19 protein-coding genes are annotated in these 22,885 nt (G+C 66.8%); 8 read left to right on the forward strand and 11 right to left on the reverse strand.

Going from position 1 to position 22,885, the window contains the following annotated elements; translation table 11 throughout:
• Positions 1–110: 110 nt before the first annotated feature.
• Positions 111–2,024 carry a sulfate adenylyltransferase subunit CysN gene (gene cysN, locus RZV17_RS15585; RefSeq protein ID WP_355609431.1) on the reverse strand — a complete coding sequence of 638 codons (1,914 nt, stop codon included), beginning with the start codon at positions 2,022–2,024 and terminating at the stop codon, positions 111–113.
• Positions 2,025–2,086: 62 nt separating this feature from the next.
• Positions 2,087–2,995 carry a sulfate adenylyltransferase subunit CysD gene (cysD, locus tag RZV17_RS15590; RefSeq protein ID WP_184556902.1) on the reverse strand — a complete coding sequence of 303 codons (909 nt, stop codon included), beginning with the start codon at positions 2,993–2,995 and terminating at the stop codon, positions 2,087–2,089.
• Positions 2,996–3,174: 179 nt separating this feature from the next.
• Between cysD and RZV17_RS15595 the strand changes: the two genes are divergently transcribed.
• The 3 genes from RZV17_RS15595 (at position 3,175) to RZV17_RS15605 (ending at position 7,559) form a co-directional block, all read left to right on the forward strand.
• Complete coding sequence (locus tag RZV17_RS15595) at positions 3,175–5,022, forward strand: assimilatory sulfite reductase (NADPH) flavoprotein subunit (RefSeq protein ID WP_355604778.1); 1,848 nt, start codon at positions 3,175–3,177, stop codon at positions 5,020–5,022.
• A 108-nt stretch (positions 5,023–5,130) separates the two neighbouring features.
• Positions 5,131–6,837 (forward strand): assimilatory sulfite reductase (NADPH) hemoprotein subunit, encoded by a 1,707-nt coding sequence (gene cysI, locus RZV17_RS15600; RefSeq protein WP_166744833.1) that lies wholly within the window; start codon positions 5,131–5,133, stop codon positions 6,835–6,837.
• Positions 6,834–7,559 (forward strand): phosphoadenylyl-sulfate reductase, encoded by a 726-nt coding sequence (locus tag RZV17_RS15605; RefSeq protein WP_166752098.1) that lies wholly within the window; start codon positions 6,834–6,836, stop codon positions 7,557–7,559. The genes cysI and RZV17_RS15605 overlap by 4 nt, the downstream gene beginning before the upstream one ends.
• Before the next feature lie 130 nt (positions 7,560–7,689).
• Here the strand turns inward: RZV17_RS15605 and RZV17_RS15610 are convergent, their stop codons facing one another.
• The 3 genes from RZV17_RS15610 to RZV17_RS15620 form a co-directional block, all read right to left on the reverse strand.
• Positions 7,690–9,153 (reverse strand): PepSY domain-containing protein, encoded by a 1,464-nt coding sequence (locus tag RZV17_RS15610; RefSeq protein WP_355604783.1) that lies wholly within the window; start codon positions 9,151–9,153, stop codon positions 7,690–7,692.
• On the reverse strand, positions 9,153–11,180 hold the full coding sequence (locus RZV17_RS15615) for a TonB-dependent receptor (protein ID WP_355604787.1): 2,028 nt from the start codon (positions 11,178–11,180) through the stop codon (positions 9,153–9,155). Before RZV17_RS15615 ends, RZV17_RS15610 begins: the two co-directional genes overlap by 1 nt.
• 302 nt (positions 11,181–11,482) lie before the next feature.
• The gene (locus tag RZV17_RS15620) at positions 11,483–11,911 is read right to left on the reverse strand and encodes a DUF2946 family protein (RefSeq protein ID WP_355604789.1); all 429 of its coding nucleotides are present in this window, start codon (positions 11,909–11,911) and stop codon (positions 11,483–11,485) included.
• Positions 11,912–12,236: 325 nt separating this feature from the next.
• Here RZV17_RS15620 and RZV17_RS15625 point away from each other — a divergent pair, with 325 nt between their 5' ends.
• A complete protein-coding gene (locus RZV17_RS15625; RefSeq protein WP_355604791.1) occupies positions 12,237–13,433 on the forward strand; it encodes a GAF domain-containing sensor histidine kinase in 1,197 nt (398 codons plus the stop codon).
• Between the two features lie 553 nt (positions 13,434–13,986).
• Here the strand turns inward: RZV17_RS15625 and RZV17_RS15630 are convergent.
• Positions 13,987–14,271, reverse strand: coding sequence for a hypothetical protein (locus RZV17_RS15630; protein WP_104580753.1), 285 nt, complete (start codon positions 14,269–14,271; stop codon positions 13,987–13,989).
• Between the two features lie 10 nt (positions 14,272–14,281).
• On the reverse strand, positions 14,282–15,265 hold the full coding sequence (locus RZV17_RS15635; protein WP_047693097.1) for a LysR family transcriptional regulator: 984 nt from the start codon (positions 15,263–15,265) through the stop codon (positions 14,282–14,284).
• A 162-nt stretch (positions 15,266–15,427) separates the two neighbouring features.
• On the opposite strand from RZV17_RS15635, the gene cobA reads away from it, so the two are divergent.
• From cobA to RZV17_RS15655, 4 genes are all read left to right on the forward strand, one after another.
• Positions 15,428–16,633, forward strand: a complete 1,206-nt coding sequence (gene cobA, locus RZV17_RS15640) for a uroporphyrinogen-III C-methyltransferase (protein WP_355604794.1) — start codon at positions 15,428–15,430, stop codon at positions 16,631–16,633.
• 16 nt (positions 16,634–16,649) lie between these two features.
• Positions 16,650–17,609, forward strand: coding sequence for a cysteine synthase A (gene cysK, locus RZV17_RS15645; protein WP_039415648.1), 960 nt, complete (start codon positions 16,650–16,652; stop codon positions 17,607–17,609).
• Positions 17,610–18,054: 445 nt separating this feature from the next.
• Complete coding sequence (locus tag RZV17_RS15650) at positions 18,055–18,561, forward strand: isoprenylcysteine carboxylmethyltransferase family protein (protein ID WP_355604797.1); 507 nt, start codon at positions 18,055–18,057, stop codon at positions 18,559–18,561.
• Positions 18,562–18,828: 267 nt separating this feature from the next.
• Positions 18,829–19,368 (forward strand): O-acetyl-ADP-ribose deacetylase, encoded by a 540-nt coding sequence (locus tag RZV17_RS15655; protein WP_039411044.1) that lies wholly within the window; start codon positions 18,829–18,831, stop codon positions 19,366–19,368.
• A gap of 64 nt (positions 19,369–19,432) precedes the next feature.
• Here the strand turns inward: RZV17_RS15655 and RZV17_RS15660 are convergent, their stop codons facing one another.
• From RZV17_RS15660 to pyk, 4 genes are all read right to left on the reverse strand, one after another.
• Positions 19,433–19,618, reverse strand: coding sequence for a hypothetical protein (locus RZV17_RS15660; RefSeq protein ID WP_139015230.1), 186 nt, complete (start codon positions 19,616–19,618; stop codon positions 19,433–19,435).
• Positions 19,619–19,656: 38 nt separating this feature from the next.
• On the reverse strand, positions 19,657–20,661 hold the full coding sequence (locus tag RZV17_RS15665; RefSeq protein WP_039411046.1) for a class I fructose-bisphosphate aldolase: 1,005 nt from the start codon (positions 20,659–20,661) through the stop codon (positions 19,657–19,659).
• Between the two features lie 375 nt (positions 20,662–21,036).
• Positions 21,037–21,213 (reverse strand): hypothetical protein, encoded by a 177-nt coding sequence (locus RZV17_RS15670; protein WP_355604800.1) that lies wholly within the window; start codon positions 21,211–21,213, stop codon positions 21,037–21,039.
• A 109-nt stretch (positions 21,214–21,322) separates the two neighbouring features.
• Complete coding sequence (gene pyk, locus RZV17_RS15675) at positions 21,323–22,789, reverse strand: pyruvate kinase (protein WP_184438510.1); 1,467 nt, start codon at positions 22,787–22,789, stop codon at positions 21,323–21,325.
• Between the last annotated feature and the right edge of the window lie 96 nt (positions 22,790–22,885).

Here is a 22,885-nt window from a genome sequence, read left to right on the forward strand (position 1 = left end):
GCGACCCCATTGCGAGCCAGGCTGGCGCAGAACCGGGCGGCAATGTACTGCCGGTTCCTGCAAATCCCATGACGCGCCGGAGGCCGCTTGCAGCGCCCTGATGCCCGCGCTCAGCGCTCCAGCCCCAGAAACTCGAGCACGTGGCGCGCCAGCGCCTCTACATTCTCACCATCGGCGTGAAGATGGATCTCCGGCGTTTCGGGCGCCTCGTATGGCGAGTCGATCCCGGTGAAATTGGGAATCTGCCCGGCACGGGCCTTGCGGTACAGCCCCTTCACGTCGCGCGCCTCGGCAACGGCCAGCGGCACGTCCACGAACACCTCGACGAACTCACCCGCATCGAAGCGCTCGCGCGCCAGTTGCCGCTCGGCGCGGAACGGCGAGATGAAACTCACCAGCACGATCAGCCCCGCGTCGGCCATCAGCCGCGCCACCTCGGCCACCCGGCGGATGTTTTCCACGCGGTCTTCGTCGGTGAAGCCCAGATCGCGGTTGAGCCCGTGGCGCACGTTGTCGCCGTCCAGGATGAAGGTGTGATAGCCCAGGGCGTGCAGGCGCTTGTCGACCAGATTGGCAACGGTGGATTTGCCCGCACCCGACAGGCCGGTGAACCACAGCACGCGCGGCGCCTGCCCCTTGATGCGCGCACGTGCGCTGCGGTCTACATCCAGATGCTGCCAATGCACGTTGCCGGCGCGGCGCAACGCAAATTCCAGCGTGCCGGCCGCCACCGTGGCATTGCTTTGGCGGTCGATCAGGATGAAGCCACCGAGCACCCGGTTACGGGCATACGGCGAGAACGCAATGGGTTCGTCAAGCGCCAGATTGCAGTAGCCCACTTCGTTGAGCTCCAGCCGCTTGGCGGCTAGCCGCTCCTGCGTATTCACATCGACCTTGTGCTTGATCTCGCTGATGCTCACGGTGACGGTGCGGGTGCCGATCTTGAGCCAGTACGGGCGCCCGGGCAGCAGCGCAGCATCGTCCATCCACAGCAGATGCGCGGCGAACTGGTCGGCCACTTCAGGCGGGTCGTCGATGGCGGCGATGATGTCCCCACGGCTGATGTCGATCTCATCGCGCAAGGTCAACGTCACCGCCTGCCCGGCGCGTGCGCTGTCCACTTCCCCGTTGGCATCGAGCACGCTCGCCACCTGCGTGCGGCGCCCGGACGGCACCACCACCACCGCATCGCCCACACGCACCTGACCGGCAGCAATCGTGCCCGCATAGCCGCGGAACTGCGAATTGGCGCGGTTGACCCACTGCACCGGCAGCCGCAGGCCGCTGCCGGCTTCCGGCGGCTCCAGCTGCACGGTTTCAAGATGCTGCAACAGAGGCGGGCCCTGGTACCACGGCATCCGCGTCGAGGCGCTGGACAGATTTTCGCCAGCCAGCGCCGAAAGCGGAATGCACTGCACATCGGCGATGCCCAGCTGCGCGGCCAGCGCGCGATAGCCTTCGGCAATGCCGGCGAACACCTGCGCGTCGTAATCCACCAGATCCATCTTGTTGACCGCCAGCACCACGTGCCGGATGCCCAGCAACGACACGATATAGCTGTGGCGGCGCGTCTGCGCCAGCAGGCCCTTGCGCGCATCCACCAGCACCACTGCCACATCGGCGGTCGATGCGCCGGTGGCCATATTGCGCGTGTACTGCTCGTGCCCGGGGCAATCGGCCACGATGAACTTGCGCTGGTCGGTATCGAAATAGCGGTACGCCACATCGATGGTGATGCCCTGTTCGCGCTCGGCCGCCAACCCGTCCATCAGCAGCGCGTAATCGATACCCTCGCCCTGCGTGCCATGCCGCCGGCTGTCGCTTTCCAGCGCCGCCAGCTGATCGTCGAACAAACGCTTGCTGTCGTACAGCAACCGCCCGATCAGCGTGCTCTTGCCGTCGTCCACGCTGCCGCAGGTGATGAAGCGCAGCAGCGGCTTGGATTCGTGCTGCTGGAGGTAGGCACCGATGGTGCCGGGATTGGGGATTGGGGATTCGGGATTCGCAAAAGCGCCCCCTTCCACCGTCCCGCTCGCCGCAAACAGCTCTTGCGAATCCCCAATCCCGACTCCCGAATCCCGGCTCATCAAAAATACCCCTCAAGCTTTTTCTGTTCCATCGATGCGCCCGGTGCGTGGTCGATCATGCGGCCCTGGCGCTCGGAGCTGGTGCTGACCAGCATTTCGGCGATCACCGCCTCCAAGGTGTCGGCGCTGGAGTCGATCGCACCGGTGAGCGGGTAGCAGCCCAGCGTGCGAAAGCGCACCGAACGCAGCCGCGGGGTTTCGCCCGGGTGCAGCGGCAGGCGCGCGTCGTCGACCAGGATCAGCGCGCCGTCGCGCTCCACCACCGGGCGCGGCGCGGCGAAATACAGCGGCACCACCGGGATCTTTTCGCGGTAGATGTAGAGCCAGATATCCAGCTCGGTCCAGTTGGACAGCGGAAACACGCGCACACTCTCACCGGGCCTGGTGCGCGCGTTGTACAGATTCCATAGCTCGGGGCGCTGGTTCTTCGGGTCCCAGCGATGGCGCGCATTGCGGAACGAGAACACCCGCTCCTTGGCCCGCGATTTCTCCTCATCGCGCCGCGCCCCGCCGATCGCCGCATCGAAGCCGCCCTGCTCCAGCGCCTGCTTCAGGCCCTGGGTCTTCATGATGTCGGTGTGTACAGCCGCGCCATGGCTGATCGGGCCGATGTCCTGGGCGATGCCCTCGGGATTGATGTGCACGCGCAGGTCCACACCGGTTTCGGCGGCGCGACGGTCGCGGAAGGCGATCATCTCGCGGAACTTCCAGCGCGTGTCCACGTGCAGCAGCGGGATCGGCGGCGGCGACGGCGCGAACGCCTTCAGCAGCAGATGCAGCAGCACCGAGCTGTCCTTGCCGACCGAATACAGCATCACCGGGGTCCGGAACTCGGCGGCGACTTCGCGCAGGATGTGGATGCTTTCGGCTTCGAGCCGGTCGAGATGGGACAGCGGCAGCAAGGTCATCGAGATGTCGTCGGGATCGGCAGGCTCGCCAATCGATGGTAGGCCAGGGCGCCGCAGTGTGTCCCGGCCTTATGCCAGCCCGAAATAAGCGGCTGGCATAACACGATAACGGCTGCTCCTTTCTGGTCCCCGCAACGCTTCTCTAACATCGTCGGTCTCATCAAAGCCCCCGGACCCGAATGACTGCCGCCAGCTCCGCGCTACCGCCCAGCCCCTTGCCCGACGAGCGCAAGGCGCTGCTGGACCGGTTGATCGACGGCCTGGATGCTGCGGCGCTGTGGTGGTTGTCCGGCTATGCCGCCGGGCTGGCGCAGGGCCACCCGCCGCGTTCGCTGGCGGTGCTGCCGGGCGGGCCGCCACAGGCGCTGGCCCAGGACGGCCAACGCCTGACCGTGATCTACGGCAGCCAGACCGGCAACGCCCGCCGCCAGGCCGAGCAACTGGCCGCCGACGCCGAGGCCGCCGGGCTGAGCGTGCGCCTGCTGCGCGCCGACGCCTACCCCACCCGCGAGCTGGCCAACGAGCGCCTGCTGTACGTGGTGATCAGCACCCAGGGCGAAGGCGACCCGCCGGACGATGCGATCGGCCTGGTGGAGTTCGTGACCGGCCGCCGCGCGCCGAAGCTGCCCGAGCTCAAGTACGCCGTACTGGGCCTGGGTGATTCCAGCTATGCAGACTTCTGCGGCATTGCGCGGCGCATCGATGAGCGCCTGGCCGAGCTCGGCGCCAGCCGCGTGCAACCGCGTGGCGAAGCCGACCTGGACATCGACAGCATCGCCGCCCCCTGGCGCGTGCAGGCGCTCAAGCATGCACGCGAGCAGCTCAAGAGCGCCCCGCACACGGCCACGATCACCCCGCTGCGCAGCAGCCCCGCTGCCCCGGCGTGGTCGCACCAGCATCCGTTTGCCGCCGAGGTACTGGCCAACCAGATCATCAGCGGGCGCGACTTCAAGGGCCCGGGCTTTCGTGTCTATGCGCAGCCGGGCAAGCGCGTGCGGCATCTGGAGTTCTCGCTGGACGGCAGCGGCCTGAGTTACGAGCCCGGCGATGCCGTGGGCATCGTCCACCGCAATCCGCCGGCGCTGGTGGATGCGCTACTGCACAGCCTGCAGCTGGACGGTGGTGCCGCCGTCACCGTCGGCGACGAGACGCTGTCCTTGCACGAGTGGCTGACCACCCGACGCGAACTGACCAAGCTGTCGCGGCCATTCCTCACTGCCCACGCCGAGCGCGCCGCTGCAGCCGATCTGCAGGCGCTGCTGGCCCCCACCCAGACTGCCGGCCTGGCGTCGTTGCTCTCCGATCATCAAGTGATCGACGTGCTGCGGCGCTGGCCGGCGGATTGGGACCACGCCGGCCTGCTGGCCGCGTTGCGTCCACTCGCCCCGCGCCTGTATTCCATCGCATCCAGCCGCAAGCGCGTGGGCGATGAAGTGCATCTGGCCGTGGACGAACTCAACTACCAGGCCCATGGGCATGCGCATCTGGGATCGGCCAGCGGCTTTCTCGCCGCGCTCGCCGAGGGTGAGACCGCGCCGGTCTACATCGAACCCAACGAACGCTTCCGCGTGCCGGCCGACACCGATCGCGACATCCTGATGATCGGCCCGGGCACCGGCGTGGCGCCCTTCCGCGCCTTTGTGCAGGAACGCGCCGAAACCGGCGCCCGGGGCCGTAACTGGTTGTTCTTCGGCGCCCAGCATTTCAATACCGATTTCCTGTATCAGGCCGAGTGGCAGCAGGCGCTGCAACGCGGTGAGCTGCACGCCCTGGACCTGGCGTTCTCGCGCGACCAAGCCGAAAAGGTCTATGTGCAGCACCGCCTGCGCGCGCGCGGCGCCGAGGTCTATGCCTGGCTGCAGGGCGGCGCACATCTGTATGTCTGCGGCGCCATCGGCATGGGCAAGGACGTCCACGCCACGCTGCTGGACATCGTCACCACCCACGGCGCACGCAGCGCCGAGGACGCCGCCGCGTACCTCACGCAACTACAGGTGGAGGGGCGCTATGCGCGCGATGTCTATTAATGCCGCGAATCGGGATTGCGGAATCGGGATTCGGTACTGCCCGCAACTGAGCTCTCCTGGCAGACCGACCCGCTTTCTACGATTCCCCATTCCCGACTCCCGATTCCCATGACTCACTCCGTCGAAGACATCAAATCCGAAAGCCGTCGCCTGCGTGGGTCGCTGGAGCAGAGCCTGGCCGATGCGGTGACCGGGGCGTTGCGTGAGGACGATCAGACCCTGATCAAGTATCACGGCAGCTACCAGCAGGACGACCGCGATATCCGTGACGAGCGGCGGCGGCAAAAGCTCGAGCCGGCGTATCAGTTCATGATCCGCACGCGCACGCCGGGCGGGGTGATTTCGCCCACGCAGTGGCTGGCACTGGACGGCATCGCCACCCGGTATGCCAATCATTCGCTGCGCATCACCACGCGCCAGGCATTCCAGTTCCATGGCGTGATCAAGCGCGAGCTCAAGGCCACCATGCAGGCCATCAATGCCACCTTGATCGATACGCTGGCGGCTTGCGGCGATGTCAATCGCAATGTGCAGGTGGCGGCCAACCCGCTGCTCTCGAAGGCGCACGCCACGCTGTACGCCGATGCCGCGCGCGTATCCGAGCATCTGTTGCCCAATACACGGGCGTATTACGAAATCTGGCTGGACGAAGAGCGCGTGTCCGGGTCGGGCAGTGAGGACGAGCCGATCTATGGCGACCGTTACCTGCCGCGCAAATTCAAGATCGGCTTCGCCGCGCCGCCGCTCAACGATGTGGACGTGTTCGCCAACGATCTGGGCTTCATCGCCATCCTGCGCGATGGGCAGTTGCTGGGCTATAACGTGAGCATCGGCGGCGGCATGGGCGCCTCGCACGGCGACACCGAGACCTGGCCGCGCGTAGCCAACGTGATTGGCTTTGTGACCCGCGATCAATTGCTCGATATCGCCACCGCAGTGGTCACCACACAACGGGACCTCGGCAACCGCGCAGTGCGCAAGCGCGCACGCTTCAAGTACACCATCGACGATCATGGCCTGGACACCATCGTGGCCGAGATCGAACGCCGCGCCGGCTTTGCACTGCAGCCGGCGCAGCCGTTCGCGTTCGACCACAACGGCGACCGCTATGGCTGGGTCGAGGGCGAAGACGGGCTGTGGCACCTGACCCTGTCGCTGCCGGCCGGCCGCATTGCCGATACCGACACGGCAGCGCATCTGAGCGGGCTGCGTGCGATTGCGCAATTGAACGTTGGCGAGTTCCGCATGACGCCCAACCAGAACCTGGTGATCGCCGGCGTGCTGGCGAGCGAGCGCGCACGCGTCGATGCGCTGGTGGCGCAGTACGCGCTGGATGCCGGCAACCAGGCCGCCAGCGCCCTGGCGCGCGGCGCGATGGCCTGCGTGGCGCTGCCCACCTGTGGCCTGGCGATGGCCGAGGCCGAGCGCTATCTGCCCGATTTCAGCGCTGCATTGCTGCCGCTGCTGCAACAACACGGACTGACCCAGACACCGATCGTGTTGCGTCTCTCCGGTTGCCCCAACGGCTGCTCGCGCCCGTATCTGGCCGAGATCGCGCTGGTGGGCAAGGCACCCGGCCGCTACAACCTGATGCTGGGTGGCGACCGCCGTGGCCAGCGCCTCAACACCTTGTACCGCGAAAACATCACCGAAGCAGACATCCTGGCCGCCTTGGACCCGTTGCTGGCGCGCTACGCCGCCGAACGCGACCAACCCAACGATGAAGGCTTCGGCGATTTCCTGCACCGCAGCGGCCTGATCGCGCTGCCGCCCTACCCCACGCACCGTCACCTCGACCTGGAATTGCTCGCATGACTGCGCTGCCTGCCGCATCGAACACGTCTTCCGCGTTGGACGACCTGGACACGCTCAACGTGCAACTGGAAGGCCTGCATGCCGACGAGCGCGTGGCCTGGGCGCTGCAGCACGGCCCGCAGGAGGCGGCGCTGTCGTCGAGCTTTGGCGCGCAGTCGGCGGTCACGCTGCATCTGCTGACCCAGCAGCGCCCGGACATCCCGGTCATCCTGATCGATACCGGTTACCTGTTCCCGGAGACCTACCGTTTTGCCGATGCCCTGACCGAGCGGCTCAAGCTCAACCTCAAGGTGTACCGCCCGCTGGTCAGCCGCGCCTGGATGGAAGCCCGTCATGGCCGGCTGTGGGAACAGGGCATGGTCGGCATCGACCAGTACAACAATCTGCGCAAGGTCGAACCGATGCGCCGTGCCTTGGACGAACTCAACGTGGGCACCTGGTTCACCGGCCTGCGTCGCAGCCAGTCTGGCGGCCGCGCGCAGACGCCGATCGTGCAGAAGCGCGGCGAGCGCTACAAGGTCAGCCCGATCGCCGACTGGACCGACCGCGACGTGTGGCAATACCTGCAGGCGCACGACCTGCCGTATCACCCTTTGTGGGAACAGGGTTACGTGTCGATCGGCGACTTCCACACCACGCGTCGCTGGGAACCGGGCATGCGCGAGGAAGACACCCGCTTCTTCGGACTCAAGCGCGAGTGCGGCATCCACGAGGATATCTGAGCTCCGCGCAATCACGCCTCGTTCTGCAGGGTGCAGGCGCTACGCCGCCTGCACTCTTTCGGTGGACACGTCATGGAGTGCGTTTGCGCGTGAGCCAATACGCAGCACCATGACAGTGGCGCGGGACTCCTCATGGCGCCGTAAACCGTGTGTGATCGCGCTGCATCCAGTAACGGTCGAACAGCCACATCAACAGCAACGACAGCCCGACCAACGGGAAGATCAGCCCGCACACCACCAGCAGCACCATCAAGCCGCGCAGTGTTCGGGGATCGGCCGGCAACGGTGGCACGCCCAACCCGCCGCTCGGGCGACGCTTCCACCACATCACCGCCGCGCTGACGCATAACAACACGATCGCGATGCAGGCAGCCAACAGGATCAGCTGGTTGGCGGTACCGTACTGTTGCCCCAGGTGCACATTGATGCCCCATTCAAGCAGCTTGGCCAACGGCCCGTAGTCGCGATAGCGCATGTCCAGCAGTACCGCACCGCTGTACTGATCCAGGTGAATCACCCGCTGCCGCTGCAGATCGGCCGGATACACCGAGGCGGTGTACACGCCGGTGGCACCCCGCGGAGGCGCCACGCTGTAACCCGGCGCGATGCCGCGCGCGTCGAAGCGCGCCATTGCCGCGTCCAACCCGATCGCCCTGTGCCCGGGCGCAGCCACACTACCCGCGCCGCCGTGAGCTGCGTGCTCGCTGTCAGTCGAGTGCGCGTGTTGCACTCCCTTGTCCAGTCCGGCGGATCCTTGCTCGGGCAACTCCGATTCCGGCACACGCGCCTGCCGCAGCGACCACGCGGCGTCGCCACTGTCGGTGAGCCGCTGCTGCGACATCGGCTGCTGCACGCGCAGCCCGGCCGGATAGCCGAAATCATGCCCATTGGCCCAGCGATTGACCTGCGCGCCCCATAGCCACGACCACGGCATGCCGGTCAGCGCCAGAAACAACAGCACTGCGCCAACGCCCGCACCGGTCACCGCATGCAGGTCGCGCCAGAACAGCCGTTGCCTGGGCTTGCCCCGCACACTGATCACCCCACCGCGGCGCCCACGCGGCCACCACAGATACACACCGGTGAGCACCAGCACGATCGCCCAACCGGCGGCAATCTCGATCAACCCACGCGCAAACGGCCCGACCAACGCAAGGCTGTGCAACCGGCGGATCGTCCAACTCAGCGTGCCGTGCTCCGGCAAGGCGCCCAGCACGCGTGCACGATATGGATCGACATACACCACCTGCCGCACGCCGCGCGCATCCACCAAGCCGACCTCGGCACTGCCATCTGCCCGCCTGGGCGTGGTGTACACGAACAACCTGCCGCCGTAGCGGTCCTGTGCAGCAGCAACCAACTGCTGTGCAGGCATGCGCGCAGCGCCCACTGCAACCACCTTCAGATCATGGTGCACGCTGCGATCGATCGCGTCCTGATACAAAAACGCAGCGCCAGTCAGCGCCAGCCAGATGATGAAAGGCAGCACCAGCAATCCGGCATAGAAATGCCAGCGCCACACCGCGCGATAGAAGCGCCAGCGACGGTCCTTGTGCGCCTCGATCACGTCGCCACCAGCCGTGGGTGCATGCATCAGAAGCTCCAGTCCCATGACAACGACAGCACACGACCATCGCCCGGCGAATAGCCGGAGCTGCCGCTGTCGTACCACGCATACACATACGCGCGATCGGTGGCATTGCGCAGCTGCAGGCTGAGCGCATTGCGGGCATCCACGGTCCAGCGCGCGCCCAGATTGAGCAAGGCGTAGCCACCGGTGCGTCCCAGGGTGTTGCTGCGCTCCAGGTAGTAGTCGCCCTGCGCGTTGCCCCAGGCGCTCAACTGCACAGCCGCACTGACCTGCCACTCCAGCCCGGCGGTGGCCAACCAGTGCGGCACGTTCTCGATCTCCTTGCCGCGCGTGGCAGGCGCGCTCGGATCGGGCGTGGCGATGCTGGCCTTCTGCCGCGAATACGACACCCACGCGCGCCAGTGTTCGACCGGCTGCAGGTTGAGCTGGGCATCCCAACCGCGCCGCAGCGTGCGACCGACATTGGCCACATCGCCGGCACCCGCCACGCCATTCACACCCAGGATGGTCGCAACCTCACCGGAGGCGCGCTGCTCCCAATAGGCCAGGCGCCCGTCCAGGATCGCCGACGGTGCGAACTTGAAGCCGGCCTCCCAGCCGTCGTTGATCGACGGTCCCAGATTGCCGGGCTGGCGACGGTAAGCGCCATCGCCGCTGCCGATCTGGAAGGTGCGCCCCCAGTTCGCATACACACTGCTCTGCTCGCCCACGCGGTAGCTGGCACTGAACTTGGGTTGCTTGATGGTGCCGTAGTCGTAGGTGGGCGCGACGACTCCGGCAAGCACGTCGTGCAACTGGCCATCGACGCGATCGATGCGATACCCCGGCACCAGCTGCAAGCGCGCCACCGGCGTCAGCACCGCCTGCACATACGCACCATGTGTGCGCAGGTCGTAATCCCAGTTGCGCAACTGCGCGCCGCGTACGCGGGCCACGGTGCGATACCGCTGCGACTGATTGTCCTGCCACTGCGCGTCCGCCCCGGCTTCCAGTGCCGCGTTCCACACGCCTCCCTCAGGCTGCCAGTTGCCCCGCAGCAGCAGGCCGCGATGGGTTTCATCGGTATCGCGCTCCTGTTGCAGACCGGCAGCAGAAAACCGCACCCAGCGCTGGTTGCGGTAGTCGTTCTGGTAGGCCTTGGCGCTCCACTGCGCCTGCGCGCCGAGCTCACCGTCGGCGTGCAACGCGGTCTGACGAACGCGACGCTCGCTACGGTCGTCCTGCGCATAGCCCGGCGAACTGCGCGGCGCCGCACGTGCGGTGGCGGCGTCCAGGTAGCCGGCTTCCAGCGCCTGGTTGTCGTAGTAGCGCGTGGTGAGCCCGGCACGGAATGCGCCGTCCGGGTCGGTGTAGAACCACTTGCCGGCCACGCTGCGTTTGCGCGCATCGGCATGATCGCGATACCCGTCGGAGTCGCGCCAGGCCAGCACGTAGTTCTGGCTCCAGGCACCACGCTCGATGCCTTTGCCCAGCTGGACCTCGCGCGCACCGAAGCCGCCGCCGGTGATGCTCAGACGGCCATCGTTGCCACCGGTGCGGGTCAGCACGTCCACGCTGCCGGCAATCGCGTTCAACCCGTAGCGCGCGTCGTTGGTGCCGCGCACGATCTCGATGGCGCTGATGTCCTGCGGAAACACCGCATCCAGATACGGCATGCCACCGGCGTTGTCGTTGCTGGGAATGCCGTCGATCAGCAGCTTGACCGCATTGATCCGCCCTTCGCCATTGAAGCCCCGGAACGAAAACCGCCCCGCATCGGTGCCCATGCGGAACTGGGTGACCTGCACACCGGGCGCGCGCATCAGCAGCTCCCAGCTGTAATCCACGTGCTGATCGTGCAGCAGCTCACCGCCAATCACATCCACCGAACTCAGCACGCGCGCCGTACCCGGGGTGCGCTGGGCGTGTTCGCGCACCTGCACCTGGCCCAGCGTCAATGCCGCATCCTGCGCTTGCGCATCGCAGGCAGGCGCCCACACCAGCGCCAATGACGGCACATACCAGAACGTCTTCAACAATCGCAATTGCATGACCAACCCTTCGCCGTGACACCACGGCACTGCAGCCGCGCGCTGCCGCAAGGCGGCGGGAACCGGCTTCATTCAATGAGGACGCGTGCTCCGTTGGGTGCGCGTGGGCGCACAACGCTGCCTGCAAGACGCAGCACAACGAAGACCCGCAATGGGTGGGGAGCAACCCGACGACACGCCTGCGTTTGATGCTGGCTGGCGCGCGAACCGGACACGCCTCGAGCGGGCAACCCAGCATCGTTGACGCACTCGACGCGTAGACCTGACGGCGATCCGTTAGGCCGCGTCAGTTGCTCCCGGGCTCATGCGGACAGCGGCGGCCCGCGTGCCCCGAGCGCTGTCCAGCGCAATGCCGACCATGCCCACAGGCGGGTGTGCCCCGGCGTGGGCGATGGCAGAACCCGCAGCAGGCAGAGCACCAGCAGCGCCAGCCAGGGCAGCAGGCGTGCCGCCAGCACGCAGTAATCGCAGGCTTCGCCATGCAGGCCGGCATCCTGGTCTCCCACCCGATGGCTGGCTGCAGAGCCGTGCTGTGAGTGGCCGGCGTGCTGGGCCGGCAGATGGCCGGCATGCTGCGCGGCGACAGTATCGAGCGCCGGTCCGCTGCTGCACATCGGCTCGGAGGTGCGCACCTGGTTCCAGCGGCTGACCAGCGGGGCCACCAGCATCAGTGCCACCGCCAGGCAGGCAAGCAGGTGCAACAGGCGATGGCGACGGACGGTATGCAGCATGGCCGCAGTGTAAGCCGCCCTCTCTCCGGGAGCGATGGTGGCGGCCGGTGCGCGACCGGATGTCGCACCCCTTGTTGTGGCGGTGCCGCCAGGACATGCATCGCGCGATCCTGGGCCCCAGCCGCTGCACGGACCCGCAGGGGTTGGCACGTCGGCAACCAGCACGCGAATGCCGGCCCAGCCGGCGCGGCCCTCACCCAATGCTCACACGCGCCGCCTTGTCCAGGCCGGCAGTCACAGTTTTGCTGGTGCAACGCGCCGGCGATGCGTGCTGCGCACGGCCATGCCCTATGCTTGCGTGTCATCCCATTCATCCTGCGCGCGCATGAGTACCGTCCTGTCCGAACCAGCGGCTGAGCCACTCCCCTGCGCGCCCAAGCCGCCGAGCGAAGCGCTTCGGCTCCAGGCGCTACGCAGCTACGGCATTCTCGATACGCCACGCGAAGCGGCTTTCGAGGACATCACCCGGCTGGCGTCGATCATCTGCCAGACCCCGATCGCGCTGATCAGCCTGGTCGACGCCGACCGCCAGTGGTTCAAGAGCGAGCTCGGCATGGGCGAGCGCGAGACCCCCTTGTTCAAGTCGATGTGCGCGCATGCGCTGCTCGACAACGACGTGCTGGTGGTGCCCGACACGCGCCAGGACACGCGCTTTGCGCGCAACCCGCTGGTTACCGGCGACGCCCCGCTGTACTTCTATGCGGGCGCCTTGTTGAAGACGCCCGATGGCCTGCCGCTGGGCACGGTCTGCGTGCTCGACCGGCAACCGCGCGAGCTCACCGACGAACAGGTCGAAGCGCTGCGTGCGCTCGCGCGTCAGACCATGGCGCAGCTGGAACTGCGCCGTGCGCTGCTGATCGCCGAAGAATCCGACCGCTACCGCAGCCGGCTGATGGCCATTGCCGGGCACGATCTGAAAACCCCGCTGCGCACCGCCGCCTACGCCATCGACAAGATGCGCCGGCACGCCAACGTCGATTCCATCCCCACCCTGGTGACCGCGCGCGATGCGATCAGCCTGGTCGGGCGCAGCCTGGACGAACTGGCCACGCTGGCCGCCGCCAGCAAGGCGGCGATGCCGGACCTGCAAGCGTTGCAGCTGGAAGACGTGCTGCACTCGGTGCTGGGCGTGTGGCGCCAGCAGGCCAGCGACAAGTGCCTGGCGCTGCGTCACGTGCCGACCTCGCTGCGCGTGCGCAGCCACCCGACCCTGTTGACCACCCTGATCGGCAATCTGGTCGGCAATGCCATCAAGTACACCGAACGCGGACGCGTGCTGGTCGGCACCCGTCGCCGCCCCGGTTACGCGGTGGTGGAAATCATCGACAGCGGCATCGGCCTGAATCTGGCGCAGCCAGAGCAGGTGTTTCAGGCGTTCCGCCAGGCCGACCCGCGTAGCGACGGTCTGGGCATCGGGCTGTGGATCGTGCATCGCACCGCCGAGACGCTGGGCTGCGAGGTGACGGTGCGCCCGCGCTCGGAAGGCGGCACCTGTTTCTCGGTGCGCATTCCGCTGGCCTGACGCATTACGCGCCGAGTGATGCGCGTTCCGCTGGCCTGGCAAAAAAAAAAGGCGGACCCGAGCTCCCGACCCGGATCCGCCGCCAAACACGCCAGGTCTCTCCCCAGGGACCCGGGTGCGCCAGCCGCTGTGTGCGCAGCCTCGCGCAACAGTGATGCGACAGCGCTAGCAACCCATCGACGACACCGCTGAGTCGGACCGGTGAGGCGATGTCTGCATCGCCGGTCCTGCGCCGTCCACCCCTAGACGTTCGGAGGTGTCGTGACATGGTTGCTATCACTGTTTACGACAGCGCCACGCCCAACTTGATGGAGGCCGGCGACGCCGGCCAGACGGCCCTGACACGTGTAGGGAGAATCACCGACAGCGCGCGTGGCATCGCGTTGAGTTCCTCGCGTATCGCACTGATTCGATTGAATAAATTGGTCCGGGCCCACGCTGCGATGCAGCAGGCGTTCGTGTGTGGCGAGCACAACAACAACGGTGCACAACGCGTCCGCAAACGAGCGGATGCGGCACGGGCTCCATCGGTCCGGACTGCCTGGCTGCGCCTTCACACCCCGAACGGATCCACATCGTCCTGATCGGCAAACCACTGCGCCGAGTGCACTTCGTCTGCCGCCACTTCCAGCACCTGACGCAGCACCGTCAGCGGGATCTGCACGAGCCTGCCGTCAACCTGCAGCGCCACCCACAGCGATTCGTCCTGCGGGTCGGCCAGCACCGTCAACGCCGCATGCTCGCGTCCGTCGATGTTGGCCGAGACCTGCAGCGACATGCCGCCGTCCGGGTCGGGCGACCACAGTCTGCTGAGCGGGGGACGCACGGGCTCGCTCATCGCGCGCGGCTCAACTGGTGATGGTCTGGGTCAGCGATTCCCAGGTTGGCGGCAGCGGCCAGTTGGGGGCCTGGTTGCCGTCCAGCACGCGGCGCAAATCGCGCTTGTCGATCTGCGGCGCCAACACGTGCACCAGGTCCAGCGCGTAGTCGCGCAGCACCCGGTCGCGCGGCAAGACCGCCCAGGCGATGCATTCGGCGATCGGCGCAGGCGCCGGCCAGGCGCGCAGATCCTCGTCGAAGGCGTTGACTGCCATTTCCGCCACCAGGCCCACACCCAGCCCGGCGCGCACATAGGTCTTGATCAGGTCGGCATCCAGCGCAGTCAGCGCGATGCTCGGTTCCAGCCCCACCTGCGCAAACGCCCGCTGCAGCGACGAGCCCGGCCGGGTGGAAGACTCGTAACTGATCAACGGATGTTCGGACAGCGCCTGCATGTCCGGCGCAGTACGCGGGTTGTCCAGTGCATGCCCGCGCGGCACCACCACCAGCCGCCGCCAGCGGTACAGCGGCACCGCAATGCCGGCACTGGGCTCGCCGCCGGCGGTGCTGACCACCGCGATATCCGCATCGCCCTGGCTGAGCAAGTCCAGCGCCGCGCTCTCGGCGGCCTGCTGCAGATGCACGCTCACCTGCGGGTAGGCGTGCTTGATCTGCGCCACCGCCGGCGGCAGCACGAAGCGCGCCTGGGTGTGGGTGGTGGTCAAGGTCAGCTGGCCCTGGCTCTCCCGGCGCTGGTTGGCGGCATAGGTGCGGATGTTGTTGGCCTCCGACAGCACCGCGCGCGCGCGCTCGATCACTTCCACCCCGGCCGGCGTGACCGCGTCCAGGCTGCGCCCCTTGCGCACGAACAACAAAAAACCGAGCTCGTCTTCCAGCTGCTTGAGTTGCTTGGACAGACCGGGCTGGGTCGCGTGCACGCGCGCGGCGGCCAGCGTGATGTTCAGCTCGGCATCGGCAATGGCGACCAGATAGCGAAGTTGGGTCAGCGTCATGGGCTTATATCCAAAAAAGCGCGAGGCGCTACAAGGACTTCGACTGTAGAGGAGTTCCGGGGGCCAGCTTATAACCGAACGCTATTTTCAGGGTGTATGAAGTCATTTCCGACGGCTATATGCCGGCGTTACGGTCTGGCCCTCCCCTTCGATACCCCGGCCGTGACCTCTGCGTTTCCGTTCCTTGCCGACCTGCATGGCCGTGCCGTCCTGGTGGTTGGCGGCGGCGTCGATGCCGAACGTGCCACCGCCCAGCTGTTGCAGGCCGGCGCCTTGCCGTTGGTGGGCGCGCCGCAACTGACCCCGCAGTTGCAGCAGTGGACGCGCGCCGGCCGGATCCGCTGGCTGCCCGGCCCGTTCGACCCGGCGTGGCTGCTGCAGCCCGACACCGCCCCGCTGTGGCTCACCATTGCCGCCAGCGACCTGCCGGAGCTCAACGCGGCGTTGCGCGCAGCGGCCAGCAGCCACCGCCTGCTGACCCATCGCGTGGTGCCCGCCGCGTCGGCGTCCCCCCCGGCACCGTCCCCGGTGCAGCCCACCCGCCCCGCCACGCCTTCCCCCGGCAGCGTGACGCTGGTAGGTGCCGGCCCTGGCGACCCCGGCCTGCTCACCCGCAATGCCCTGCGCGCGCTCCGGCAGGCCGAGGTGGTGCTGTACGACCGTCTGGTCAGCCCGCAGATCCTGCGCCTGGCCCGTCGGGATGCGCTGCGCGTGGAGGTCGGCAAGGCCGCGCAAGGCCATAGCACCCGGCAGGAGCAGATCCATGCGCTGATGCTGGAGCACGCCCGTGCGGGGCGGCGGGTGGTCCGCCTGAAGGGCGGCGACCCTTTCGTGTTCGGCCGCGGCGGCGAAGAGCTGGAATTCCTGCGCGACCACGGCATCGGCTTCCAGGTGGTGCCCGGCATCACCGCCGCGCTCGCCTGCGCCGCCTACGCGGGCATTCCGCTCACCCACCGCGACCATGCGCAGTCGCTGCGCCTGATCACCGCCCACTGCAAGGATTCGCTGGACACCCTGGACTGGCAGGCGCTGGGCCAGGAGCGCCAGACCCTGGCTTTCTACATGGGCGTGGCCGGCCTGGAAGGCATCCAGCAGCGCCTGCTGCAGGCCGGCCGCGCACCGGGCACGCCATTTGCCCTGGTCGAGAACGGCTCGCGCCCGCAGCAGCGGGTGATCACCGGGTCGCTCGCCACCCTGGCCGCCACCGCACGGCAGTACACCGTGCAGGCTCCGGCCCTGCTGATCCTGGGCGAGGTCACCGCGCTGGCGCAGTCCCTGCACTGGTACGGCGCCGCCCCGCTGCACGCCGCGCCGCCGCACTCACCCATCGCAACGCCCGACACGCCCACACTGGCCCACGCAGCCTGATTCCGACGGAGACCCCATGGCCCTGTACGACAACATCCTCGACACCATCGGCCGCACCCCGGTGGTCAAACTCAACCGCCTCGCTCCGGACAACGTCACCCTCTACGTCAAGGTGGAATCGTTCAATCCGGGCGGCTCGGTCAAGGACCGCCTGGCACTGGCCATCATCCTGGACGCCGAGCAGCGCGGCCTGCTCAAGCCCGGCGACACGATCGTTGAAGCTACCTCCGGCAACACCGGCGTGGCGTTGGCCATGGTCGCCGCCGCACGCGGCTACAAGTTCGTCGCCACCATGGTGGAAACCTTCTCGATCGAGCGCCGCAAACTGATGCGCGCCTATGGCGCCAAGGTGATCCTGACCCCCGCCGCCGAGCGCGGCAGCGGCATGGTGCGTAAAGCGAAGGAACTGGCCGAACAGCACGGCTGGTTCCTGGCCAGCCAGTTCGCCAATCCGGCCAACCCGGCCTACCACCGCAACACCACCGCCGCCGAAATCCTGCGCGACTTCGCCGGCCACCGGCTCGACCATTTCGTCACCGGCTGGGGCACCGGCGGAACGCTGACCGGCGTGGGCGAAGTGCTGCGCGTGGCCCGCCCGGAAGTGCGCATCACCGCCACCGAGCCGGCCGGCGCGGCGCTGCTGCAGGGCCAGGACTGGAAGCCGCACAAGATCCAGGGCTGGACGCCCGACTTCGTGCCCGAGGTGCTCAACCGCGAGGTCGCCCATGAGGTGCTCAGCGTGGAAGACACCGACGCCATCACCGTGGCGCGCCGCCTGGCCGCCGAAGAAGGCATCTTCACCGGCATCTCCGGCGGCGCCACCGTCGCCACTGCACTGCGCGTGGCAGAAGGCGCGGTGCCCGGCGCGGTGATCCTGGCCATGCTGCCCGACACCGGCGAGCGCTATTTCTCCACGCCGCTGTTCGCCGACATCAACGAAGGCTCCGACGACGACTGGCTGGCTGGCCTGCCCTGATCGGTCACGAGAGGGCCGCGATGTGGAGGCCGCGGATGCGCGGCCTTCTCTTTTCGGGACCCGGGAACCGGGAACCGGGAACCGGAACCGGGGAACCGGGGGACCGGGAGACTGGGAGACTGGGAACCGGGAAAGCGTGAAGGCGTCGTGGTGTGCGATCTGTCCGTTGGATCGACTGCCTGGCTTGCGTTGGGGCAAGGTTGCCGCGCCGATGCTGAGGGTCGTATCGATTGCAGCGCGCACACTGGTGGCGGACGGGGTGCTCTGGAGCGCTACACACGGTGCGCTCGCATTTTGCAGTTCACGGCAGGCACGCGCTGCTCGCCATCTGCGTGCCGACTTTCCGGGTCACAGCCTGGCTTTCTGGGTCACAGCTTCGACTTCCCGCACTCCCGCCCATGTCAAGGAAACGTTAGGATGACGGCCGTGATGTAGGGAGAGATGCGTGAGCAACCAGCCGTATGGACACAGCGACACCCGCGTCTCGCGGGCGCCATGGCTGGTGAAGATGACCTCGCCGGTGCACTTCGCGCTCGCCCTGGGTCTGGGCGCGTGGCTGCAGGACGCGCTGGCGCTCCCCCTGCCCGCTCCCACGCCACTGGCATGGATCGAACTGGCCGGCGGCGTCATCGCCTGCCTCGGCCTGGCGCTGGCGGTGAGCTGCTTCATCCTGTTCGCACGTCGGCGCACCACCATCATGCCGAGCGGCCATCCATCGCGCCTGGTGCTGGACGGCCCATATCGATTCACCCGCAACCCGATGTACATGGCGCTGGTGCTGAGCTATGTCGGCCTGTGCCTGCAGCTTGGGCTGCTGTGGGCGGTCGCGCTAGTGCCACTGCCGTGGCTCGCGCTGCGGCTGTACGTCATTCCCTTCGAAGAGGCGCGTCTGCGCGCAGAATTCGGCCGCCATTACACCGACTATTGCGCGCGCGTCCGCCGCTGGCTCTGAACAGCGGCACGCAGGCTGGCGTGGAGCCGCGCCATCCCCTCGCCGGGCAACCGTGCAGATCCCTGACCGTCGCGCATCGGCGATAAATTGTTCCAATCGGCGGCAGCGCAAAGCCGCCTCGATCGCCCGATTTCGCGTGCGCCTGCCGTGGGGTTTGCGAGGTCCGGCGTGGTCGCAGTCGATGAGATGAATGGCCGCTAGCGTGGGGCTCCGCAACGCCTGATCCCCATCACGCGTTCATCATTCAAATCCCATAACTATCTCGCCATGAAAATCGAAGTCTGGCAAGGCGACATCACCGAACTCGACGTTGACGTCATCGTCAACGCCGCCAACGAATCACTGCTGGGCGGTGGTGGCGTGGATGGCGCCATCCATCGCGCTGCCGGCCCGGGTTTGCTGCAGGCCTGCGAAGCCCTGCCGCAGGTACGCCCGGGCGTGCGCTGCCCCACCGGCGAAATCCGCGTCACCGACGGTTTCAACCTGAAGGCGCGTCACGTGTTTCATACCGTGGGCCCGGTGTGGCGCGACGGCAAGCACAACGAACCGGAACAGCTGGCCAACTGCTACTGGCAGTCGCTCAAGCTTGCCGAGCAGATGCTGCTGCACTCGATCGCATTCCCGGCGATCAGCTGCGGCATCTACGGCTATCCGCTGCATCAGGCCGCACGCATCGCGGTCACCGAGACACGCGACTGGCAGCGCTCGCACAAGGTGCCCAAGCACATCGTTCTGGTGGCCTATAACGACGCCACCTACAAGGCCTATCAGCAGGCATTGGCAACGCAGGAGACCGCAGCGGCCTGACGCCACGAGACGCGCATTGCACTGACGGGCGCCGCAAGGCGCCCGTTGCGTTTGAGCCCATGCATCAGACTGCAAGCCCGGCCGGCGGCGGATGCTCGGCACGCCAATGCTTCGCGCCGGTCACGCCGCCGCATTTGAAGCACCGCCGCTGCGCGGCCTGCTCACCCGACCAGCCGATGCATTGCCATCGGCTCATGCATTGCCATCGACGCCCAATAAAAAACGCCGGCATCGCTGCCGGCGTCTTCATGCCTGGTTTGACCCGGCTTTGCAGCCGCGATCAGCCGATCAGCCCTTCCACTTGCCCAGTGCAGCCAGGCCGTTTTCCTTGGCGCGCTCATAAATGATCTGCTGCGCCTTGGCGAAGTTGCCGGTCATGTCCTTGGCCCACAGCTTCAGTGCCGCCTGCTGCATGGCGCGACCGTAGGAGAAGCTCAGCGGCCACGGCAGGTTGCCGAGCTGGTGCATCTCGTTGAGGTGCGCGGTGGACTGCTCGTCGGTCTGGCCGCCAGACAGGAACACGATGCCCGGCAGGATCGCCGGCACGGTCGACTTCAGGCACATCACGGTGGACTCGGCCACTTCCTCGACACTGGCCTGCTCTTCGCAGCCCTTGCCGGAGATGACCATCGAGGCCTTCAGGATGGTGCCTTCGAGCACGACGTTCTGCTCGTACAGCGCGCCAAACAGCGAGCGCAGCGTGGCTTCGGTCACTTCGTAGCAGGTCTCGATGTCGTGGTCGCCGTCCATGATCACTTCCGGCTCGACCATCGGCACCAGGCCCTGTTCCTGACACAGCGCCGCATAACGCGCCAACGCATGCGAGTTGGCCTCGATGCAGGTGCCGGAGGGGATGTCTTCGCCGATGTTGATGACCGCACGCCACTTGGCGAACCGTGCACCCAGCGTGTAGTACTCCTCAAGACGTGCGCGCAGGCCATCCAGACCTTCAGTGACCAGCTCGCCCGGCATGCCGGCCAGCGGCTGCGCGCCCTTGTCGACCTTGATGCCCGGGATGATGCCGTGCTCGGCCATGTACTTGGCGAACGGCACGCCGTCCTTGGTCTTCTGACGGATGGTCTCGTCGAACAGGATGGCGCCGGAGATGTAATCGCTCAGCTTGGGCGTGGTCAGCAGCAGTTCGCGATAGGCGCGACGGTTTTCTTCGATGTTCTCGATGCCGACGCTGGCAAAACGCTTTGCGATCGTGCTGGTCGACTCGTCGATGGCGATGATGCCCTTGCCCGGGGCGACCATGGCCTGGGCGGTTTCGGCAAGCTGTTCGATGCTCATGTAGTTCCTGTGGCAGCTGCGGGGGAGAACGAAAGTATAGCGACGAAAGTCGTACACATTCCTTCACGGAATGCCTGCAACCGATTACACCGTGCGCGCATGACGGGATGTGTGGCGCCGCTCGCATGCGGGAATCGGGAATCGGGAATCGGGAATCGGGAATCGTTGAAGCTGAGCATGTCGTGCAGCTTGTTGCTTGCTTGCTGTGATGCGTGGCACCAACAACGTGCGGCGGCGCGGCCGAATCTGCACCACGCATGCGTTGATTGCGTTATGGGTGTTGGCCTGTTGCATGGAGCTGCCTGCGGCATGGGCTACTCACGTCACGACGAAGCTCACCCTCTTCGTCACCTATCCGGTCACCCCGCGCGTCGTTCACCTTCGCTCCATTGCGTCGACGAGCGGGAAAGCGGAATCGCCTTCGTGGGCATGCATCGTCTTGTGAAACTTATGGCGCGTCATATCAACACCGTGACGCAACGCGGCGGCGATCGTGCGCTGGCCGGGCAGTCGCCGGATCCGGCCGTTGAGCAACCCGCCGACCCAGGCCAAGCACTTACCCGCGCCCGGCATCTCCACACAGCACAACGGCGGCCCTGGGGCCGCCGTTGTGTGTCGCGTCTTCCGGCTCAGGTAATGCGCCGTATACCGTCAACGGGGATTACAGCTCGCCCAGGCCAGTGGCGCGACCGTCTTCGCCCACTTCCAGCAGGCGCAGCGTGTTGGTGGCGCCGTGCATTTCCATGTGCTCGCCGCTGGTGAACACCACGCGGTCGCCAGGACCCATGCGCTCGTTCTCCACCAGCAGGCGGATCGCCGCCCGCGCGGCTTCGCGCGGGGTCAGGCCGCGGCTGTCGAAGCTGATCGGGAACACGCCGCGCATCATCGCCATCTGGCGACGCGCGCCGTCGTGACGGGTGAAGGCATAGATCGGCATGTTGGAACGGAAGCGCGACAGGAAGCGCGGCGTGCCGCCGGATTCGGTCAACGCCACCACGCCGCCCAGGCCGATGTGCTCGGACAGGAACATGGTCGCCATGGCGATGGCCTGGTCGGCGCGCTGCAGGTTGCGTTGCGCCGCTTCGAAGTCGGTATCGAACTCGAACTGATGCTCTGCACCCAGACAGATGCGCGCCATCGCTTCCACCGCGCGCACCGGATAGGCACCGGCGGCGGTTTCGGCCGAGAGCATTACCGCATCGGTGCCGTCGATGACCGCGTTGGCCACGTCCAGCACTTCGGCGCGGGTCGGGATCGGGCTTTCGACCATCGACTGCAGCATCTGGGTGGCAGTGATCACCACCTTGTTCTGCGCCAGCGACTCGCGAATGATCTTCTTCTGCAGACCCGGCAATTCGGCATCGCCGATTTCCACGCCCAGATCGCCACGCGCCACCATCACCACGTCGGAGGCTTCGACGATTTCGACCAGGTTTTCGATCGCTTCGGTGCGCTCGATCTTGGAGACCAGCTGCGCATCGCAGCCGTGCTGCTGGGCGATCTGCCGCGCGTCGTGCATGTCCTGCGCATTACGGCAGAACGACACCGCGATGAAGTCCACGCCGATCTTGGCGACGATGCCGATCAGCTCCTTGTCGCGCTCGGTCAACGCGCCCAGCGACAAGCCGCCGCCCTGCTTGTTCAGGCCCTTGCGATCGGACAGCACGCCGTCGTTGAGCACGGTGGTGACGATGCGCGTGCCCTGCACGTCGGTGACCTGCAACTGCACCAAGCCATCGTCCAGCAGCAGCACGTCGCCTGCGGTCACGTCCTGCGGCAGGCCCAGGTAGCTGACGCCCACCTGCTGCTGATCACCGGCCGGTGCATTGGCGTCGGCCACCAGGTCGAAGCGATCGCCCATGGCCAGCTTGATCTTGCCTTCGGCAAAGCGCTCGATGCGGATCTTCGGGCCCGGCAGGTCAGCCAGGATGCCGACCTCGGCACCGACGCGTGCCGCGGCGGCACGCACTTCGGCAGCACGCTTGGCCTGGCCGGACGGATCGCCATGACTGAAGTTGAGGCGCACCACGTTGACGCCCGCCTTGAACAGCTTATCCAGCACCCCGGGCGCATCCGTTGCCGGTCCGAGGGTGGCGAGGATCTTGGTGCGGCGTTGACGTTCTTTCATGATGGCCTCCCTGTAAAAGCCGCGAAACTTAACACACACGTCACGCACCAAGGATGGCATTGCGGCATAGCCACCCTCCTATTCCGGCATGTCTTA

Source organism: Xanthomonas cannabis (genome assembly GCF_040616535.1).
GTDB lineage: Bacteria > Pseudomonadota > Gammaproteobacteria > Xanthomonadales > Xanthomonadaceae > Xanthomonas > Xanthomonas cannabis.

Excerpts from the sequence above, each read along its gene's own strand:
- cysD (WP_184556902.1), bottom strand. The coding sequence starts at position 2,995 with ATGACCTTGCTGCCGCTGTCCCATCTCGACCGGCTCGAAGCCGAAAGC.
- RZV17_RS15595 (WP_355604778.1), top strand. The coding sequence starts at position 3,175 with ATGACTGCCGCCAGCTCCGCGCTACCGCCCAGCCCCTTGCCCGACGAG.
- cysI (WP_166744833.1), top strand. The coding sequence starts at position 5,131 with ATGACTCACTCCGTCGAAGACATCAAATCCGAAAGCCGTCGCCTGCGT.
- RZV17_RS15605 (WP_166752098.1), top strand. The coding sequence starts at position 6,834 with ATGACTGCGCTGCCTGCCGCATCGAACACGTCTTCCGCGTTGGACGAC.
- RZV17_RS15610 (WP_355604783.1), bottom strand. The coding sequence starts at position 9,153 with ATGCATGCACCCACGGCTGGTGGCGACGTGATCGAGGCGCACAAGGAC.
- RZV17_RS15615 (WP_355604787.1), bottom strand. The coding sequence starts at position 11,180 with ATGCAATTGCGATTGTTGAAGACGTTCTGGTATGTGCCGTCATTGGCG.
- RZV17_RS15620 (WP_355604789.1), bottom strand. The coding sequence starts at position 11,911 with ATGCTGCATACCGTCCGTCGCCATCGCCTGTTGCACCTGCTTGCCTGC.
- RZV17_RS15625 (WP_355604791.1), top strand. The coding sequence starts at position 12,237 with ATGAGTACCGTCCTGTCCGAACCAGCGGCTGAGCCACTCCCCTGCGCG.
- RZV17_RS15630 (WP_104580753.1), bottom strand. The coding sequence starts at position 14,271 with ATGAGCGAGCCCGTGCGTCCCCCGCTCAGCAGACTGTGGTCGCCCGAC.
- RZV17_RS15635 (WP_047693097.1), bottom strand. The coding sequence starts at position 15,265 with ATGACGCTGACCCAACTTCGCTATCTGGTCGCCATTGCCGATGCCGAG.
- cysK (WP_039415648.1), top strand. The coding sequence starts at position 16,650 with ATGGCCCTGTACGACAACATCCTCGACACCATCGGCCGCACCCCGGTG.
- RZV17_RS15655 (WP_039411044.1), top strand. The coding sequence starts at position 18,829 with ATGAAAATCGAAGTCTGGCAAGGCGACATCACCGAACTCGACGTTGAC.
- RZV17_RS15660 (WP_139015230.1), bottom strand. The coding sequence starts at position 19,618 with ATGAAGACGCCGGCAGCGATGCCGGCGTTTTTTATTGGGCGTCGATGG.
- RZV17_RS15665 (WP_039411046.1), bottom strand. The coding sequence starts at position 20,661 with ATGAGCATCGAACAGCTTGCCGAAACCGCCCAGGCCATGGTCGCCCCG.
- pyk (WP_184438510.1), bottom strand. The coding sequence starts at position 22,789 with ATGAAAGAACGTCAACGCCGCACCAAGATCCTCGCCACCCTCGGACCG.